This window comes from Acidihalobacter prosperus, from assembly GCF_000754095.2.
Lineage (GTDB): Bacteria > Pseudomonadota > Gammaproteobacteria > DSM-5130 > Acidihalobacteraceae > Acidihalobacter > Acidihalobacter prosperus.
On sequence record NZ_JQSG02000006.1, the window covers coordinates 73,521 to 91,398 of the forward strand.

Annotated in this window: 16 protein-coding genes; 6 read left to right on the forward strand and 10 right to left on the reverse strand. The window is 65.3% G+C overall.

Annotation, left to right across the window (positions count from 1 at the left end):
- Positions 1 to 225 precede the first annotated feature (225 nt).
- Positions 226 to 513, forward strand: coding sequence for a hypothetical protein (locus THPRO_RS11015; protein WP_145930842.1), 288 nt, complete (start codon positions 226 to 228; stop codon positions 511 to 513).
- Between the two features lie 32 nt (positions 514 to 545).
- On the opposite strand, the gene THPRO_RS11020 is transcribed toward THPRO_RS11015, so the two are convergent.
- Positions 546 to 1,301: a DotA/TraY family protein gene (locus tag THPRO_RS11020; protein WP_269085378.1), complete on the reverse strand. Its 756-nt coding sequence runs from the start codon at positions 1,299 to 1,301 to the stop codon at positions 546 to 548.
- Positions 1,302 to 1,593: 292 nt separating this feature from the next.
- Here THPRO_RS11020 and THPRO_RS11025 point away from each other — a divergent pair, with 292 nt between their 5' ends.
- On the forward strand, positions 1,594 to 3,210 hold the full coding sequence (locus THPRO_RS11025) for an NAD(P)/FAD-dependent oxidoreductase (RefSeq protein WP_065089648.1): 1,617 nt from the start codon (positions 1,594 to 1,596) through the stop codon (positions 3,208 to 3,210).
- Positions 3,211 to 3,368: 158 nt separating this feature from the next.
- Here the strand turns inward: THPRO_RS11025 and THPRO_RS11030 are convergent, their stop codons facing one another.
- From THPRO_RS11030 to THPRO_RS11055, 6 genes are all read right to left on the reverse strand, one after another.
- Positions 3,369 to 6,479 carry an efflux RND transporter permease subunit gene (locus tag THPRO_RS11030; protein ID WP_038091635.1) on the reverse strand — a complete coding sequence of 1,037 codons (3,111 nt, stop codon included), beginning with the start codon at positions 6,477 to 6,479 and terminating at the stop codon, positions 3,369 to 3,371.
- A 13-nt stretch (positions 6,480 to 6,492) separates the two neighbouring features.
- On the reverse strand, positions 6,493 to 7,584 hold the full coding sequence (locus THPRO_RS11035; protein WP_038091637.1) for an efflux RND transporter periplasmic adaptor subunit: 1,092 nt from the start codon (positions 7,582 to 7,584) through the stop codon (positions 6,493 to 6,495).
- Between the two features lie 67 nt (positions 7,585 to 7,651).
- Positions 7,652 to 9,169, reverse strand: a complete 1,518-nt coding sequence (locus tag THPRO_RS11040) for an efflux transporter outer membrane subunit (protein WP_201786978.1) — start codon at positions 9,167 to 9,169, stop codon at positions 7,652 to 7,654.
- Positions 9,170 to 9,445: 276 nt separating this feature from the next.
- Positions 9,446 to 10,285, reverse strand: a complete 840-nt coding sequence (locus THPRO_RS17400) for an energy transducer TonB (protein WP_038091639.1) — start codon at positions 10,283 to 10,285, stop codon at positions 9,446 to 9,448.
- Positions 10,282 to 10,686, reverse strand: coding sequence for an ExbD/TolR family protein (locus tag THPRO_RS11050; protein ID WP_038091642.1), 405 nt, complete (start codon positions 10,684 to 10,686; stop codon positions 10,282 to 10,284). Before THPRO_RS11050 ends, THPRO_RS17400 begins: the two co-directional genes overlap by 4 nt.
- Entirely contained in the window at positions 10,673 to 11,326 is a 654-nt protein-coding gene (locus tag THPRO_RS11055; protein ID WP_038091644.1) for a MotA/TolQ/ExbB proton channel family protein, read from the reverse strand. The genes THPRO_RS11050 and THPRO_RS11055 overlap by 14 nt, the downstream gene beginning before the upstream one ends.
- A 286-nt stretch (positions 11,327 to 11,612) precedes the next feature.
- Between THPRO_RS11055 and THPRO_RS11060 the strand changes: the two genes are divergently transcribed.
- The 3 genes from THPRO_RS11060 to THPRO_RS11070 all read left to right on the forward strand — a co-directional run bounded on the left by THPRO_RS11060 (position 11,613) and on the right by THPRO_RS11070 (position 13,734).
- Positions 11,613 to 12,122, forward strand: coding sequence for an asparaginase domain-containing protein (locus THPRO_RS11060; RefSeq protein WP_038091647.1), 510 nt, complete (start codon positions 11,613 to 11,615; stop codon positions 12,120 to 12,122).
- A complete protein-coding gene (locus tag THPRO_RS11065) occupies positions 12,119 to 12,913 on the forward strand; it encodes an MOSC domain-containing protein (protein ID WP_038091650.1) in 795 nt (264 codons plus the stop codon). Before THPRO_RS11060 ends, THPRO_RS11065 begins: the two co-directional genes overlap by 4 nt.
- A 65-nt stretch (positions 12,914 to 12,978) precedes the next feature.
- Entirely contained in the window at positions 12,979 to 13,734 is a 756-nt protein-coding gene (locus THPRO_RS11070) for an SDR family NAD(P)-dependent oxidoreductase (RefSeq protein ID WP_201786979.1), read from the forward strand.
- Positions 13,735 to 13,756: 22 nt separating this feature from the next.
- Here THPRO_RS11070 and THPRO_RS11075 read toward each other — a convergent pair whose 3' ends face one another.
- The 3 genes from THPRO_RS11075 to THPRO_RS11085 are packed head-to-tail and all read right to left on the reverse strand — an operon-like array spanning position 13,757 to position 16,694.
- Positions 13,757 to 14,209, reverse strand: coding sequence for a chemotaxis protein CheX (locus THPRO_RS11075; RefSeq protein ID WP_038091654.1), 453 nt, complete (start codon positions 14,207 to 14,209; stop codon positions 13,757 to 13,759).
- A complete protein-coding gene (locus THPRO_RS11080; RefSeq protein WP_038091655.1) occupies positions 14,206 to 14,589 on the reverse strand; it encodes a response regulator transcription factor in 384 nt (127 codons plus the stop codon). The genes THPRO_RS11075 and THPRO_RS11080 overlap by 4 nt, the downstream gene beginning before the upstream one ends.
- Positions 14,586 to 16,694 carry a type IV pili methyl-accepting chemotaxis transducer N-terminal domain-containing protein gene (locus THPRO_RS11085; protein WP_038091657.1) on the reverse strand — a complete coding sequence of 703 codons (2,109 nt, stop codon included), beginning with the start codon at positions 16,692 to 16,694 and terminating at the stop codon, positions 14,586 to 14,588. The genes THPRO_RS11080 and THPRO_RS11085 overlap by 4 nt, the downstream gene beginning before the upstream one ends.
- 339 nt (positions 16,695 to 17,033) lie before the next feature.
- Between THPRO_RS11085 and THPRO_RS11090 the strand changes: the two genes are divergently transcribed.
- Positions 17,034 to 17,801, forward strand: a complete 768-nt coding sequence (locus THPRO_RS11090; RefSeq protein WP_038091659.1) for an EAL domain-containing protein — start codon at positions 17,034 to 17,036, stop codon at positions 17,799 to 17,801.
- Positions 17,802 to 17,878 lie beyond the last annotated feature (77 nt).

Here is a 17,878-nt window from a genome sequence, read left to right on the forward strand (position 1 = left end):
AGCAAGCGCACGAGGGAGGCGAAGGGCAAGACCCCATGCGTTTCTTTATGGCATCCAGGAACGGCAATTAATGAAGCGCGGGCATGTCGGTATTGCGAATTCTGATCATGGAGCCCTGCCCACCGCTTGAACATCCGATCGTCTTGCGCATAATGGATGGTGTATTGGCGCTTTACCACCATCCCACATAAAATACGATACATCCATTTTTTGAGGATTGCCGCCATGTCAGGAGATAATTCAACCTTTTTCGCGGTGCTCGCTGGCGCCCGCGCCGCCGAATTGGATGATGCACTGGATGCCGTAGACGAGTGGCGCCAGTACGCCGCCAATCTTGAGCAGCAGCTGAAAGCCACTAAAGAGAGGCTAAACACTGCAAATGCCAAGGGTCACATCAAAGACGAGGTGATCGAAGAACTGAGTGGTGGTAGAGATATTACGGAGCTGATGGGCGGGAAAGACCGCTACAACGCCCGTATTGCCGCCAAAAAGGCCGAATTGAGCCAGCGATAAACATTCGTGGAGTGAGGCGGCAACCGTTCGCCTCACTTCCCTCCATCGGTTGACTCACCAGAATCCTTTGGCCCATTTACATCCGCACCGCCATTATCCGCATCGGATGACGGCCTCGGCATCCGGTCGTCGGGATTCCGCTTCCTTGCCGCCACCATGGCATCCGCACCGGTCTTGATGTCGCCACCGCCGCCCTTGACCGCGCCCTCGACCATCCCCTCGCTCTTGACCGAGCCGAGTGCCGTCGTATCGAAACCGATCCACTTCATGACGTTGTCCGCCGTCTCATAGATCAGTTCGTGCGACTTGTGCGCGAGCGCGATCGCCAGGGCGATCATGATCAGATTCGTGAACAGGAAGCCGGTGATACTCACCATGCTGGTGCTATCGACTATCGATAGATTCGCATACTTGTAGCCGACCAAGGCGAAATGGCAGATCACGTGCATCAGCATCAATGAAATGAGCAGCCCGACCGTCAACAAGATCGGGCGGAAAATCACGTTGACGAACATCTGCCAACCCTGCAACGCATAGCGCCCGGCGAATCCCTCCCCTTCCGGTACCGCGTGCGATACCGCCCACAGTGGCGCCGCGATCGTGCTTTCGACGATCAGCAGCAACCACCCCAGGACACCGAAACTCCAGAAAATGAAGGGTACGGCCGGCAAGTAATAGGCCAGGAATCCGCCCTGCGCCATCAACATGCCGGCGATGATGTAGATCGGCGCCATCAGCGCATGCAACACACCAGAAGCGGCACCGCCCGAGCCCGCGTCGGCGCGCACGGGCGAGGCAAGGCGCAACCGGGCATCAAGATCAAAGGCGAAGTCGCTGCGCGTCTGTGATGCGCAGCACTTGTCCCTTATTTATCCCCTTATCACCTTGCCTCTAATTCAGCCTTTGCCCATCAGTGGATTGGCGCCCGACATCACACATCAGATGCCAGGCCCAGCCAGCCCTCCGACATCCTCCATCCCTCACCATGAGAACGCATGAGGCTAGTGACGCGCCTTCCAGTATCCCCGGCCGGGACATGCCGGTAAACTTCGCGCACCTTCTCCGCGGCGCCCCGATGCCATGCTGCGACTGACTGAAATCAGACTCTCCCTAGACCACGCCGAAGCAGCGCTCCAGCAGGCCATCGCCACTCGGCTCGGGATCGCCGCGGATGCGGTGGTGGACTTCACGATCTTCCGTCGTGGTATCGATGCCCGTAAGCATGCGCGCATTCTTTTCGTCTACACCGTGGATGTTGTGCTGCACGACGAGGCAGCCGTGCTCGCGCGTGTTGCGGACGATCCGCATGTCGGGCTGGCGCCGGATACGACCTATCGCTTCGTCACCCACGCCACCGCCGATCTGCCGACTCGCCCGGTCGTGATCGGTATGGGGCCGTGCGGGTTGTTCGCCGGGTTGATCCTGGCGCAGATGGGTTTTTGTCCGATCATCCTGGAACGCGGCAAGCCCGTGCGCGAGCGCACGCGAGACACCTTCGGACTTTGGCGGCAAGGTGTACTTGATCCGGAATCCAACGTGCAGTTCGGCGAAGGCGGCGCCGGTACGTTCTCCGACGGCAAACTGCACAGCCAGATCAAGGACCCGAAGCATTACGGACGCAAGGTGCTGACGGAATTCGTCAAGGCCGGCGCGCCGCCGGAAATCCTTTATGTAAGCAAACCGCATATCGGCACCTTCCGGCTGGTCAGCATGATCGAGAAGATGCGCGCCACCATCGAGTCGCTGGGCGGCGAGATCCGCTTTGGGCACAAGGTCGACGATCTGCTCATCGAGAATGGACAATTGCGCGGCGTACACCTGGCGAATGGTGACCACCTGCGCAGTGATCATGTCGTTCTCGCGGTAGGCCACAGCGCGCGCGACACCTTCCAGATGCTGCACACACGTGGCGTACACCTGGAGGCGAAGCCGTTTTCCGTCGGCTTCCGCATCGAACATCCACAATCGTTGATCGATGCGTGTCGGCTCGGCCCAAATGCCGGCCATCCGGCGCTGGGCGCAGCCGATTACAAATTGGCTTACCACGCCAGCAACGGACGTTCGGTGTATAGCTTCTGCATGTGTCCGGGCGGCACGGTGGTCGCGGCGACCTCAGAACCGGAACGCGTCGTCACCAACGGCATGAGTCAGTATTCCCGCAACGAGCGCAATGCCAACAGCGGCATCGTGGTGGGCATCAGCCCGGCGGATTACCCTGGAGACGCGCTGGCCGGCATCGCATTTCAGCGTCAGTGGGAGAGCCGTGCGTATGAGCTCGGCGGGCGCAACTACCATGCACCGGCCCAATTGGTCGGCGATTTTCTGGCCGGCGTCGCATCGACCGGGCTGGGTACCGTCATCCCCTCTTACACGCCGGGGGTGCGGCCGTGCGACCTATCCAGCGCCCTACCTGACTACGCCATCGAGGCGATACGCGAGGCGATCCCTGCGTTCGCCCGGCAGATCCATGGCTTCGCGCAGCACGACGCGGTGCTAACCGGTGTGGAGACGCGCACCTCATCGCCCATCCGCATCCGCCGCGGCGCTGACTATCAAAGCATCAACACAGCAGGACTCTACCCAGCCGGCGAAGGCGCAGGTTATGCCGGCGGCATTCTCTCCGCCGCGATCGACGGCATCGAAGTGGCCGAAGCCATCGCGCTCAATATTGCACAGTCCACACGGACAGCACGGTAATCGCTGTGTGATACGCGACAGCGTGGCCACATGAAACCATCGAGCCCTTGGGCGGGTACAACGGGGATGCGGCGCTATTCCGGGTCGTGCCACGGTTGACACCCACTGCCCCACACACCCAAAAAAATGGCCGCCCGGAGGCGGCCATTTCAGTCGTTTCAGGTCTGGGCCGAAGGTTCCGCTTCGCTTCCGGCCTCTTGGCGGGCGCGATATTCGCCGGTGAGATCCTTGGCCATCAGCATGTACATGGCCGGCACCACGAACAGCGAGAACAGCGAGCCGATCGACAGGCCGGCGGCGATCACCAGGCCCATGTCGAAACGACTGACAGCGCCGGGGCCGGTGGCCAGCAGCAGCGGCACCACGCCGAACACCATGGCGCCGGTGGTCATCAGGATCGGACGCAGGCGGATGCTGGAGGCCTTTTCCACCGCAGCCCGCTTGTCGAGTCCCTCGTTGCGCTGGATCTCGTTGGCGAACTGCACGATCAGGATGCCCTGCTTGGCGATCAGGCCGATCAGGGTGATGAGGCCGACCTCGGTGTAGATATTGATCGTGGCCAGTCCCAGGCTCATGAAGATGAGCGCGCCGCTGATCGACATCGGCACCGTAATGAGCACGATCCAGGGGTCGCGGAAGCTTTCGAACTGCGCGGCCAGCAGCAGGTAGATCAGCAGCACCGCGAGCACGAAGGTCACCATCAGACCGCCCTTCTCCTGCATGAACTGACGCGATTCGCTGGCGTAGTTGACGCTGAACCCGGCCGGGAAGATCTGCTTGGCGGTGGCGCGCAGGAATCCCAGCGCTTCGCCCTGGGTCACGCCCGGCATCGGGATGGCCTGGATGGTGGCCGAATTCTGCTGCTGGAACTGCGGCAGGTATTCGGGCTGCACGCTGCGCTGGATGGATACCACCGTGGACGCCGGCACGAGCTTGCCCGATGCGGTCTGCAGGTAGTACTGCTTGAGCAGATCGGGATTGGCGCGGAACTTGTCCGGCACCTGTGGGATCACCTCGTAGCTGCGCCCCTGCATGTCGAAGCGGTTGATCAGATTGCCGCCGAGCAGCGGCTGCAGGTCTTCGGTGATCGCCTGCATGGTCAGGCCCAGGCTGGCGGCGATGTTGCGATGGATCTTGAGCACGATCTCGGGGTTGTCGATCTTGAGGTCCTTGGTCACGTACATGAACAGGCCGCTCTTGTAGGCGCGCCCGATCAGTTCGTTCGCCACGGTATTGATCTTGTGATAGCCGGAGCTGGACTGGATCACGAACTGCACCGGCAGCCCCCCCGCCGAACCCGGCAGTGCCGGCTTCTGGAAGGCCGCGACCTGCAACCCCGGAATGCCGCCGAGCATCTGCTGCACCTTGGGCTCGACCTGCATCGCGGTCTCGCTGCGCTGGCTCCAGGGCTTGAGCAGCATGCCCGCGAACAGGCCGTTGGTGCCGCCGCCGCCCGGCACGAAGCCGGTCACCATGAAGCTCTTGGAAAATACCGGCAACGAAGCGAAGTCGTGCAGGATCATCATGCCGTAGCGGCGCAGGTAGCTCGCCGTCGCGGTCGGCTGGGCCGTGCCCATGGCGAAGATCACGCCCTGGTCCTCCTTGGGCGCCAGCTCCTTTGGCGTGGTCGTGAACAGGAAATAGATGCTGCCGAGGATCGCGGCGGCGAACACCAACGTCACCGGCACGTACTTCAGGCTGCCGTGCAGCAGGCGGTCGTAGACCGCGCGGAAGGCATTGAAGCGTGCGTCGATGAAGTGCACCAGGCCGTGTTCCTTGCTGTGCCTGAGCACCTTGCCGCTAAGCATGGGCGAGAGCGTCAGCGCCACGATCATGGACACGAGCACGGTCGCCACCAGGGTAAAGGCGAACTCGGAGAACAGGCTGCCGGTGAAGCCGCCCATGAACCCGATCGGCGCGAACACCGCGATCAGGGTGGTGGACATGACCACGATGGGGCCGCCCAGCTCGCGGCCGGTCATCAGCGCCGCCTCGAAGGGCGTCCTGCCCTCCTCGATATGCCGGTGCACGTTCTCGACCACGATGATGGCGTCGTCGACCACCAGTCCGATGGCAAGCACGATGGCGAGCAGGGTGAGCAAATTAACCGAGAAGCCCATCAGCCACATCACGAACCCACCGCCGATGATCGCCAGCGGGATGGCCACCACCGGGATCATCACCGCGCGCACCGAGCCCAGCGACAGGAAGATGACCAACACCACCACGCCCAGCGTGATAGCCACGGTCATCAGCACCTCGTGGATGGACTTGGAGATATAGGTACTGGCGTCGTAGGGAATTGCGGTGTGCATGCCCGGCGGCAGCTGGGCGTTGATCTGCTTGAGCGCCTGCTTGACACCGCGGGCGACGTCGAGCGAGTTGGCCGACGGCGAAGGCTGGATGCCGATGAAGGCCGCGGTCTTGCCGTCGAAGAAGGCCTCGGAATCGTAGTTCTCCGCGCCGAGCTGGACCTTGGCGACGTCCTTGAGGCGCACCAGCGTGTTGCCGGTTTGCTTGATGACCAGGTTACGGAACTCGGCCGCATTGTGCAGGCTCGTGGTCGCGCTGATCATGGTGGCGACGTTCTTGCCGTGGGTGCGGCCCACCGCCGAGATGTAGTCGTTGGCCGCCAGTGCCTTGGTCACGTCGGCGGCGGTCACGCCGAGCGCGGCCATTTCGTCGGGGTTGAGCCACACGCGCATGGCATAGGTGTTGCCGTTGCCGTGGCCAGCCGGCAGGATCTGCGCCTGACTCACGCCGGCCACCGAGGCGAGCTTGGGCTGGACCACGCGCAGCAGGTAGTCGGTGATCTGCTGCTGGCTATACTTGTCGCCGTAGAAGGCGATGTACATCAGCGCAGTGGGATCGCCCACGGTGACGTTGACGATCGGCAACTGCGCGCCCGTGGGCAGCTGGTTGACCACCTGCTGCACCTTCGACTGGATGTTGGCCACCGCCGCATCGGGGCTGTAGTTGAGCTTCATGTACGCCGTGATGGTCGACGCGCCCTCGGAGCTGATCGAGGTCATGTAGTCGATGCCCGGGGCGCTGGCGATCACGCGTTCCAGCCGCGTGGTGATGAAGCCTTGCACGGTGCTCGGGCTGGCGCCCGGGTAGGTCGTGGTGATGGTCACCATCGAGTTGGTGAGCTTCGGATATTCGCGGATGGTCATCTGCGTGAAGGCCTGCAGGCCGAGCAGCAGGATGACCAGGCTGAGCGCCGTCGCAAGGACCGGCCTGCGGACGAAGATGTCGGTGAATTTCATGTCGACGTCGGCCTCAGGGTTTTACCGAATTATTGATTGCCACCGCGGCACCGTTGTGCAGCTTGACCTGCCCGGCGGTGACCACGACATCGCCCGGCTTGATGCCCGACTTGATCTGCACGAGCTCCCCGCGCTCCAGGCCGGGCTCGACCTTGCGCTGCACCGCGACCTTCACGGTCTTGCCCTGCTCCTGCTTGGATTCGACCACGTACACGTAGTCGCCGTAGGTGTTGTAGGCGAGCGCGGTATTCGGCACCACCACCACCGGCATCGGCACCTTGCCGACCACGTTGACACGGGCGAACATGCCCGGACGCAGCTTCTGGTCGGGGTTCTGGATCACCGCCTGTACGTCGAGCTGACGCGTGGCGGCATCCACGGCGGAGCCGAGGGCGTGCACCTTGCCCTTGAAGACCTTGCCCGGGTAGGCGTTGACCGTGACCTCGACCGGCGTGCCGGCCTCGACGCTCGCGATCTCGCTCTGCGGCACGGTGAAATTCACGTACAGCGGGTTCCAGGACTGCAGGTCGACCAGCGGCGTGTTCACCGACACGTATTCGCCGAGGCTGACCTTGCGCACGCCGAGATGGCCGCCGAACGGCGCCCGGATGTTGAGCTTGGTCAGAGTGGCGCGGTCGCTGGCGACGGCGGCGCGGGCGCTGGCGAGCGTGGCCTTGTCGGTGTCGAGCTGAGCCTGGCTGGCGGCATGGTGGGCGATCAGCTTGCGCGTGCGCTCAAGGTTCACCTGGGCCAGATGCATCTGCGCGAGATCGTGGTCGAGCTGCGCGCGCTGCGTGCTGTCGTCGATCTGCAGCAGGCGCTGCCCGGCCTTGACGTATTCGCCCGAGTGGAAATCGATATGGGTCACGTCGCCGGCGATCTGCGCCATCAGATTGGTGCCCTGCACCGCGCTCAGCGTGCCCACGGCAAAGGTCTTGGCGTGCCAGGTCTCGCTTTTGGCCGTGGCCGTGCTGACCGTGGCCGGCGGGCGATGCATGTGCGCCATCATTTCGGCCATCTTGTGACCGACGAAGGCCTTCCAGCCGAAGATGCCGCCGAACAGGACGGCAAGGACGACGATGACGATGGCCAGGCGCTTTTTCATAACTGATCCCCCTCGCTCTCAGAGGTATTGATGTTCACGGGAAAACGGAAATGGACGGAAAACGGCTTCACGAGGATGCCCCGCCCGCGGTGCCGGCCATCGATGCCGGCACACCCTTGACCGGCTGGTGCCACCAGCCGCCGCCAAGGGCGAGCAGCAAGGAAGCGGTGTCCTGGTAGCGCTGCGCCTGCGCCTTGAGGTAGGCGATCTTGGCGTCGTTGTACTGCACCTCGGAGGCGAGCAGCGACAGGTAATCGGTGGCGCCGGTGCGGTACTGGTATTCGGCCAGGTCGAGCGCCTGGCGCGCGTCGTCCAGCGCGGTGCGCTGCGCGGACAGCGCGTCGGCGTCGTTCTGCACGGCGCGCAGCGCATTGGCCACCTGCTGGAAGGCGCCCAGCACCGTCACCCGGTAGTTGGCGAACTCGCCCTCGAACACCGCCTTGGCCTCGCGCTCCTGGGCATTCAGCTTGCCGCCCTCGAAGATCGGCTGCACCAGCGAGGCCGCCAGGCTCCAGACCGTGCTCGCCGGGCTGAACAGCAGGCGCGTGGCATTGCTGGCATAACCGAAGTTGCCGGTCAGCTGCAGCGTGGGGAAAAATTCGGCGCGCGACTCGCCGACCAGCGCGGCGGCGTAGCGGATCTGACGCTCGGCCGCCTGCACGTCGGGACGCTGCTTGACCAGCTCGGACGGCAGGCTGAGCGGTATGCGCTTGGGCAAATGCAGTTCGGCGAGCGTGAACGGCTTGCCGTGCCACTGGCTCGGATAGGCGCCCACCAGGATCGCCATCTCGTGGCGATATACGGCGAGCTGCTGCATCAACGGCGGCAGCATGGCCTCGCTGCTGGCAAGCTGCGCCTGCTGGTTGATCACGTTGAGCTGGCTGACCGAGCCGGCCTTGTACTGCGTCTGCGTGAGCTTGAGCAGCTGACGCTCCTGGCGAATGATCTGCCGTGTGGCGTCGATCTGCGCGCGCACGGCGGCCTCGCCGATCGCCGCGGCCACCACATTGCCGCTGAGCGACAGGCCGGCGGCCTCGAGCTGGTAGCGCTGGTATTCGACCTGCGCCTCGCTGCCCTGGTAAACCAGGCGATTGACGCCGAAGATATCGGGGTAGTAACTCACCCCCACGCCGCCGGTGAACAGCGAATACGTGTACGAGGTCGACTTGCCGCCGCCGCTCTGCACCACGGACTTGGCGCGCTGCGCACCGAGATTGGCGCTCACCTGCGGATAGAATACGCTGGCGTCGATCGCGGCCACCGCTTCGGCCTGATGCAGCTGCGCGCGCGCCATGTCCAGCGTCGGATTGTGCGCCATCGCCTGTTTCACCAGCGCGTCGAGACGCGGCGAGTGGAACAGATGCCACCAGGCCTGATGCAGGTTTTTACCGTATTCGAGCATCTGCGCGCCGCCGCCCTTGCCCATGCTCGCGGCCGTTTCGTGCGGCGCGGGGCCGGCGGTGTACCCGTCCTTGCCCGGGCCGGCGGGGAGATGGATCGGCGGCTCGAAGCCGCAGGCGGACAGCGACGCCCCCAGCACCAGCAGGCCCAAGGGTTTTAGCGTCGTTCGAATGATGTCTGGCACGGCTGAGCTCTCATTCCGGTTACATACCGACCGGTCGGACTGTACTGTTTGACGGGCCTGTAGTCAAAGCATTCCTGCACTCCGACGGGCTTCACGGCGATCGATTCTGCTAATGACGGCATAGCCCATCCCGGGTGTCGCAACGCGCCACGATCCGCGTGCCGGATGGGCACGTCGGCATTTGTCGTCATCGGGGAATGTCGTTCTGGCGTCGCTTGGCTCAAGTTTGACTATTGTGCCGGCGATAAGTTGCACTCGTATCACAGGGCCGCGGCATCACTCCGCATTCAGGTTGCGGTAGCCCTCGAAACGCATGGTGATCACCAGTTTGACGCGCGAGGTCTGCTTGCCCATTTTCTCCGGAAACGGCGCAAACGGCGCGGACATGTGCACGATGTTGCCGGCCACCTTGTCCAGCGCCGGATTGCCCGAGGAGTCGAGGAGCTTGTAGCCGATCAGCTGGCCGCGGCGGCCGATCACCACCAGCACGCGCGTATCGCCGACCAGATTGCCGGGATAGTTCATGTCGCCCACGTACTGCAGCTTGCGCAGCACCGAGGCGAGATAGAAGCGCGCGACCAGGGTGTGCGGGTCGTGGATCTGCGGCAGTTCCGAGCGACTGATGGTCGAGGCGACGGCGGCATTGATCGACGCGTTCAGCTTGGCCATGTCGAGCGGCTTGTTCGCGGACGACGGCGGTGGCGCATGGGACGACTTGCCCTGCGCCGGCTTGGCGGGCAGGGACACGCGCGGTTCCGGCTGGCCGGCCGATTCGCTGGGCGGCTGCGCGGCACGCGGCGCGGCGGACCGCGACGGCGCCTTCGGCGCGTGCGCCGGCGGCTTGGGCGCGGGCTGCGGGGTGGCATGCGCCGGCGGCGCGGTTGGCCGATGCGGCGACGGTCGCGAAAAGATCGAGCCCTTCGAGGCCGGCAGCTCGTAAATGCGCGCGTCCACCGGCGGGGGCGGCGGCTTCGCCGGCGCGCTCACGCGCAGCCAGCGGCCGACACCCAGTATGGCCAGCAGCACCAGCAGCAGCGCCAGCGGCACGATCCAGAACAGCCGGCGCATCGGATCGTCCGGCGGCGTATACCCCCAGGCGGTCTGCTGCGCGCTCATTTTTTCTGCACGGCGATGAGAAAATGCTCGACGCCGGCATGCCGCGCCTCCAGCATGGCGCGCACCACCACGCCCTCGCGGGCGTTTTCATCGGCGGCGACGATCACCGAGGTCTGGTGGTGCTGCTGCAGCATCGCGTGCAGACGTGCCGTCAGATCCGCGAGCGTGACCTGGGTCTGATTGAGATAGATCTTGTCGTCATGCGTCACCGTAAGCGTCACCGGCGCCACCGGCTGGCTCTTCTCGGCGCTGCCCTTGGGCAGGTTGACCGGCAGCGAATGCAGGTTCTGCATCGACAGCGAGGCGAGCATGAAGGTCGCCAGCAGGAAGAACATCACGTCGATCATCGGGATGATCTCGATGCGCCCCCGGCGGGCGGCGCGCGATCTACGCAGCTTCATCGGCGGCTCCGCGGGTCTCCGCATCGAGGCGCGCGCGGTCGAGCAGGCGGGTGCCGATGCGTTCCATCTCGTCCATCGTGCGGCTTTGCAGGCGCGAGAAATAGTTGTAGCCGAACAGCGCGATGACGGCGATCACGAGGCCGACCGCGGTGGCGATCAGCGCTTCAGCCACGCCCGAGGTCACGCCCTTCGGATCGACCAGGCCATGGCTGCCGAACAGGTTGAAGGCGTGGATCATGCCGTAGATCGTGCCCAGCAGACCGAGCAGCGGCGCCGCCGTGACGATGGTTTCGAGCATCCACAGCCCGCGGGCCAGGGACTGCTCGATGGACTGCGCCTCGTCGCTCGCGCGCGACTCCGCCCACCAGGTCGGCCGCTCCCGGTTCTGCAGGATCACGCGCACGAAACGCACGAAGTGGTGATGCGGATTGCTCACCGAGACCTGGCGTTCGAGATCGGCCCAGCTCTCGCCGAGATTGTCGATCAGGCGCATCAGCGTCGAAGAGGGCCGCGTGAAGCGCCAGTAGACGTAGGTCTTGTCGAGCAGGATGGCGACCATGAGCACGGCCAGGAACAGCAGCGGATAGATCAGCGGCCCGCCGAACTGCAGCGTGTGCCAGGAAGCGTAAACGTCTTGCATAGGTGAACACCCGATTCGTGTGGGCGAACGGCGGGCAGCGCGGCGACTCCCGGCATTCGTGCGGACTATTGTGGGATAAGGCCGCCCCCGCATGCAAAGCGCGGCCCGGCGCGCAGGGGAGCGGGCACAAAGCCTACGCCGTCGCCGATGCGTAGGGAATAGCCGTCCGGTCTGCTCGGCGGATATTTTTGTTGGAATCTGTGACCCGCCCGCATTCACAAGCCCGACGGCATTGGGTAAGGTCGACGCTTTCCCGCCGCGGCCGCGGCCCAGACGGACGAAGCGCATGCACCTGCAGATATTCGCCACCGGCGGCACCCTCGACAAGGTCTATCACGATGCGCTTTCCGACTACCGCATCGGCGACCCGGTCGCGCCCGGCATCCTCGAGGAAGGCCGCGTCGATTTCCGCTACGACGTCGAGAGCCTGTTGAAAAAGGACAGCCTGGAACTGACCGACGACGACCGCGCGCTGATCCGCGCCCGCGTCGCGGCCTGCCCGCACCGCCACATCGTCATCACCCACGGCACCGACACCATGACCGAAACCGCCGCGGCCCTGGCCGGCATCGCCGACAGGATCATCGTGCTCACCGGCGCAATGCAGCCCGCGCGCTTTCGCAACAGCGACGCGGCGTTCAACCTCGGTCTCGCCGTCGGCGCCGCGCAAAGCCTGCCCGCCGGCATCTACATCGCCATGAGCGGGCGCATCTTCGAGGCCGGGAGCGTGCGCAAGAATCGCGCGGCAGGCCGCTTCGAAACCCTCGCCGACGACCGTCACCCGGAGACCCCATGAGCCCCGTCATCGAACGCCTCTACCGCTACCCCGTCAAGGGCCTCAGTCCCGAGGCGCTCCGGAGCGTGGCCCTCGAAACCGGGCGCTGCCTGCCGCACGACCGCCGTTTCGCCCTCGCCCGCAGCGACGCGCCCTTCGACCCGGCGCAGCCCGTTCATCTGCCCAAGACGAACTTCTTCATGCTGATGCGCGACGAACGCCTGGCCGAGCTGGACACCCGCCTCGACACCGCCAGCGGCCGCTTCGAGATCACGCGGCGCGGCGAGCCGCTGCTCTGCGCCGATCTCGACGAGCCCGCCGGGCGGACCGCCGTCGAGACCTTTTTCGCAGATTTCCTCGACGGCGCGCCCGGCCTGCCCCCGCGGCTGGTCGAGGCGCCCGGCCACGCCTTCGGCGACGCCCGCCGGCGACCCAACGCGCAGACCGGGCAGTACGTTTCGCTGATCAATCTCGCCAGCATCGACGCGCTGGCCGAACGCGTCGGCGCCGCACTCGACCCGCTGCGCTTTCGCGCCAACGTCTATTTCTCCGGCCTGCCGGCCTGGCGCGAACTCGACTGGGTCGGGGGCCACATCCGCATCGGCGACGCGCGCCTGCACGTGGTCTCGCCGATCACCCGCTGCGCCGCCACCACGGTCAATCCCGCCACCGCGCAGCGCGACGTGGACGTGCCGCGCGAACTGATGCGACACTTCGAGCACAACTACATGGGCGTGTATGTGGAAGTGCTGCATGGCGGCACGCTCGCCGTGGGCGACGGCCTGCTTGCGGAACCCGTCCAGCCCGCCTGACCCGCCGCGCCCACGTGTCGGCGAGGCATGCCATGCCCCGCCGTCAACCACCCGGAGCCATACGCATGCCCCAGCCGCTGAAGCGCCACCCGCCGGTCGCCCTGGTGACCGGCGCCACCTCGGGCATCGGCCGCGCGGTCGCCCTGCGCCTAGCCCGGGACGGTTATGCCGTCATCGTGCACTCGCGCTCGTCCGCCGAGGCCGGGCGGGCGCTGGCGGACTCGCTCGACACGGCCTGCTACATCCAGGCCGACCTCGCCCATGACGAGGAACGCTTCCGTCTCGTAAAGGAGGCGACGGACCGCTGGGGACGCCTCGACGTGCTCGTCAACAATGCCGGCGTCAGCCGCGTCATTCCGCACGACGACCTGCTGGCGGCGACGCCGGCCGACTGGCAGATGCTGCACGACATCAACGTGGTCGCACCCTTCCGCCTGGTCGCCGCCGCGGAATCGGCGCTGCGCGAGGCGGCCCGGCACGGCCGTTCCGGCTGCGTCGTCAACATCAGCTCGCATGCCGGCGTGCGTCCCAAGGGGGCCTCGATACCCTATGCCGCGTCGAAGGCCGCGCTCAACCATACCACCCGCCTGCTGGCACGCGCGCTGGCGCCCGACATACGGGTCAACGCCGTCGCCCCCGGCCTGGTCGACACGCCCATGACCGCCGACTGGACCGACGCGCAGCGACTCTGGCGGGAACACGCTCCGATGCGGCGGGCGGCGCAGCCCGAAGACATCGCGAATAGCGTCGCTCTGTTGATCGCATCCGACTACCTCACCGGCGAAGTCCTGCTCGCCGACGGCGGCCTGAACCTCACCTGATTCCGGCGTTTCCCGCGTGCGCTCAGCCGCGTTCTACGCAGATGACCAGCACCGAACGATAGCTCTTCCAGCGCACGGGGATCACGTACGGTCGCAAATCCGAAGGCGGGCGGATATCGGTCAGCTCGCCCTTGAGCGACACCGGCACGGAGATGATGAATTCGGGGCCGAAATAGCGCCTCGCGTTGCCCGAGAGCGTGTTGGCGATCTCACCGATCATGTCGAGCAGGTAGTCGTCCGAGTGATTCTGCTCGCCCATTTCGATCAGCAGATGACGCATCATCGCGCGCGGGGCGGAGAAATAGATGCAGCCGCGAAATTCGCCGACGACGCTGATCACGCCGGTGTAGTCGAATATGTCCGGCACCTCGGTATCGGACAGATACGGCGCGTGCACCTCGGCCTCCAGCCCGGTGGATTGAGTGAAGTAATGCGTCGTGGCGTCCACGAACACCTGCATTTCCGCTGCATTCATGCGCGCACCTCCATGGCAATCAGTTCCTTGAGCGCCTCGCCCAGTTCCTCGTCCGTGAACGGCTTGCAGATGAAGCCGTGCGCGCCTTTCTTGAGCGCGCGAATGGCCGTGCTCTTGTCGGCCAGCGCCGACACCACCAGGATGCGCACATCCGGCTTGATCTGTACCAGCGACTCGATGCACTCGATGCCGTCCATTTCCGGCATCGTCAGATCCATGGTCACGATATCCGGCTGCGTCTGCTTGCACAGGCGCACGGCCTCGAGCCCGTTGGCCGCCAGTCCCGCCACCACGATCTCTTCGCCCAACCCGCCGCGGCGTGCGATGCCCGCGATCTTGCTGCGGATGATCGTCGAATCGTCCACCACCATGACCTTCATGACGCCGCCCTCACCGCCGGTTCGACCGCCGCTGGCGCGGTTTCGAGCTCCATCTGCACCCTGAACTCGGCGAACCGGCCCGGCCGCGTCCCGAGGCCAAGCCGGCCGCCCAGCGCCATCGCGAGCTGCTTGATCACGTCCATGCCGGCGCCATGGCCGGAGTGCGCATCGGGCGCGTCATTGGTGGAAAAACCGGACTCGAAGATCTTCATCACGATCTGCTTGTCGCTGAGCTCGTCGAGCTGTTCGGCGCTGTAGCGTCCGCTGCGCAGCAGCGACGCGCGAATGCGCGCGGGCGAGATGCCGCGCCCGTCGTCGCGGCAGCTCAGGTGAAGCTCGCCGGTGGGATAGCGATCGAGCTTGAGACGGACCTTGCCCGTCGCGGGTTTGCCGGACGCGATGCGTTCCTCGGGCGGTTCGATGCCGTGGGCGACCGCGTTGCGCACCAGCTGGATGCACATGTCGCGCAGTTTCTGCAGCGCGGGTGCGGGCAGGTCGTCCAGCGCGGGCAATGCGACCTCCAGCGCGACCTGACGGCCGAGATCGTCCGCCACGCGCGCCGCGAAGCCGGTCAGTTCGCGGGTCCAGCGCTCGGCGGTCGCCGTCGCCGGCTGGCCGATCGAACGCTGGATGTCGGTCACGCGATCCAACAGGCCGCGCACCAGACGGATGCGCGCGAGCATCTCGTTGAGCAGGACGGTCACGGGCAGGAATTGCGTGCCGGCGATATTGCGCGCGCCGCGCAGCGGCATCAGCGCCTTTTCGACCTCGTGCGCCATGTTGCCGAAGGCGTCGATGCCGATCGCGAAGGCGTCGCCCTTGATCGCGTGGATGACCGGAAAGATGTTTTCCACCGTCTGCGCATGGCCGGCGGTATCCTGGCTGCCCTTGAGCAGCGCGTTCACGGACAGCAGCCCCTGCTCGGTCTTTTGCATGAATTCGGCCGTCTGCGCGGCGTCGCCCTTGAGCAGACCGACCAGCAGCTCGACCTCCTCCTGCGAACGCTTGTTGGCCAGCTCGACCTCCTTTTCCAGCCGCACCTGCTCGGTGATGTCGCTGAGGCTGCCGAGCACGTGCGATATGGCGCCGTCGACATAGACGCGCGTGAAGGCCAGGCTCAGATAGCGCGTCTCGAAGGCGCCGTCCTCGCGCGGGAAATGCACCTCGACCCGTTCCAGCGGGTTGAGATCCGTGGTCAGACGTTCGCGGATGCGATCCTCGAACAGCAGACCGAGATATTCGCGCGCCACGCCCAGGGTTTCGGCATCGGCGATATCCTCGAACAGATGGATGAAATCCTCCTCGCCGGACAGCGGCTTGCGAATGATCTCCGAAAGCGCCCTGGAGTATTGCGAACCGATGCGCATGTCGCGGTCGAGCAGGAAAAAACCCTCGTTCACGGTATCGAGGATTTCCGTGGTCTCGCGACGGGCGGTTTCCGCCTCGGCGTCGCTGCGCCGCAGCTTGCGAATGAAATGGAACAGGATGAAAGCGAAATTCAGCAAGGCCAGCACGATGCCGCCGGTCTGGATCGCGCGCAGATGCGAGGCCTTGTCCTGCGCCAGCGCCGCCAGCCGCGTGGTCAGGCCATTCATCAGCTTGAGCAGTTCGAGATTGTGCGCGATCAGCAGCCCGGCCGCGGTATTGAGCGCGCCGGCTGCGGGATTGTCGCGACTGGCATCGCCGATCGCGCGCTTGAGCGGCAGCCAGATGCCGCGTGCGGTTTCCAGCAGGTGTCTCGCTTCGGGATCCGCTTCGCGGGTCAGCACCGCGGGCCGGCCGTTGGTGTCCGTCACCGCGCCGCCGCGGTAAAAGGCCTCCAGCGTCGTATCGAACATCGCGGTCGTCGCGACCAGTTCGCGGCGTGCCTTGTCGTAAATCGTGCCGCCGGGCGCCGCGGTCTGCATTTCCAGCAGATCCTTGGTCATACGCTGCGAGAGCATGCGCTGGCGGCCGGCGAGATTGATCGCCACCGCCTCCGAGGAAATCTGGTACGACGTGTAGAAATTGATCATCAGCACGCCCAGGTCGAAGACCAGGAACAGTGCGATGGCCAAGACGATATCGGCGTATTTGCCGCCGAGTACGCGCTTCACTGAAAACATCTCAACCTCGCTTCGTTATCTTGATTATCGGGTTGGACCGGAGCGCCTGCGCCTGTCTCGATGCAGCATGTCGCTCGCGCAGGCCGGCGTCGCAGGCGCCCGGCGCGCCTCGCTCCGCAGCCCGGCCTCGCGTGCCGGGCACATGCGAACAAGCATGTTTCGTGCCTTGCATGGCGCAGGCGTGCGGCGCGCATGCCCGCGGATGGTGCGCACCATCATGAAACGCGCGTGCGGCGGCGGCACCATAATGGGGCGCCGGCGCGGCAGCCTGCGCAGGGCAGGTTTTTCAGTCGCCTGCAAAACGCTAGACTCATGCCTGACCCACGGAGGTGCACCCGGATGTATGAGGGCGAATACGTTGCGTTGAGCTGCGCGCAGTGCGTGCAGGCGGAAGGTCTGGATTTCGATTTCACCTTCGCGTTCCAGCCCATCGTCGACCTCGATGCCGGGCGCGTCACGGCCCACGAGGCGCTGGTGCGGGGCACCGCGGGCGAATCCGCGGGCGAGATCCTCGGCCGCGTCACCGACGCCAACCGCTACCGCTTCGATCAGGCCTGCCGGGTCAAGGCGGTGAAGACGGCGGTGACGCTCGGACTCGACTGCGACCTCAACATCAACTTCTACCCCAACGCGGTCTACCGCCCGGAACTGTGCATCCGCACCACCCTGCAGGCGGCGGACACCTACGGCTTCCCGGCCGAGCGCATCGTGTTCGAGGTGACCGAGGCCGAGCGCATCGAGGACACGCAGCATCTGGTCGACATCATCCAGTGTTACCGCAAGCTGGGCTTTCGCACCGCCATCGACGACTTCGGCGCAGGCTACGCGGGCCTCAACCTGCTCGCCGAATATCAGCCGGACTACATCAAGCTCGACCGCCAGCTCATCGCCGGCATCGACGCCCGCCCGGCCAAGCAGGCGATCGCCCGCGGCATCGTGCAGGTGTGCCGCGATCTCGGCATCGGCATCCTCGCGGAGGGTGTAGAAACGGCGGAGGAATTCGCCTGGCTGCGCGACGCCGGCATCCGGCTGTTCCAGGGCTACTACTTCGCGCGCCCGGCGCTCGGCGCGCTGCCCGAGGTGCCTCCGGCGCGCTATGCCGGCTGAATCGCTTTGCGGCTGGGCAGACGCGGCGACACCGATTACCATGCATCCATGGCCGACGCGAGCGGCCTTCCGACAAC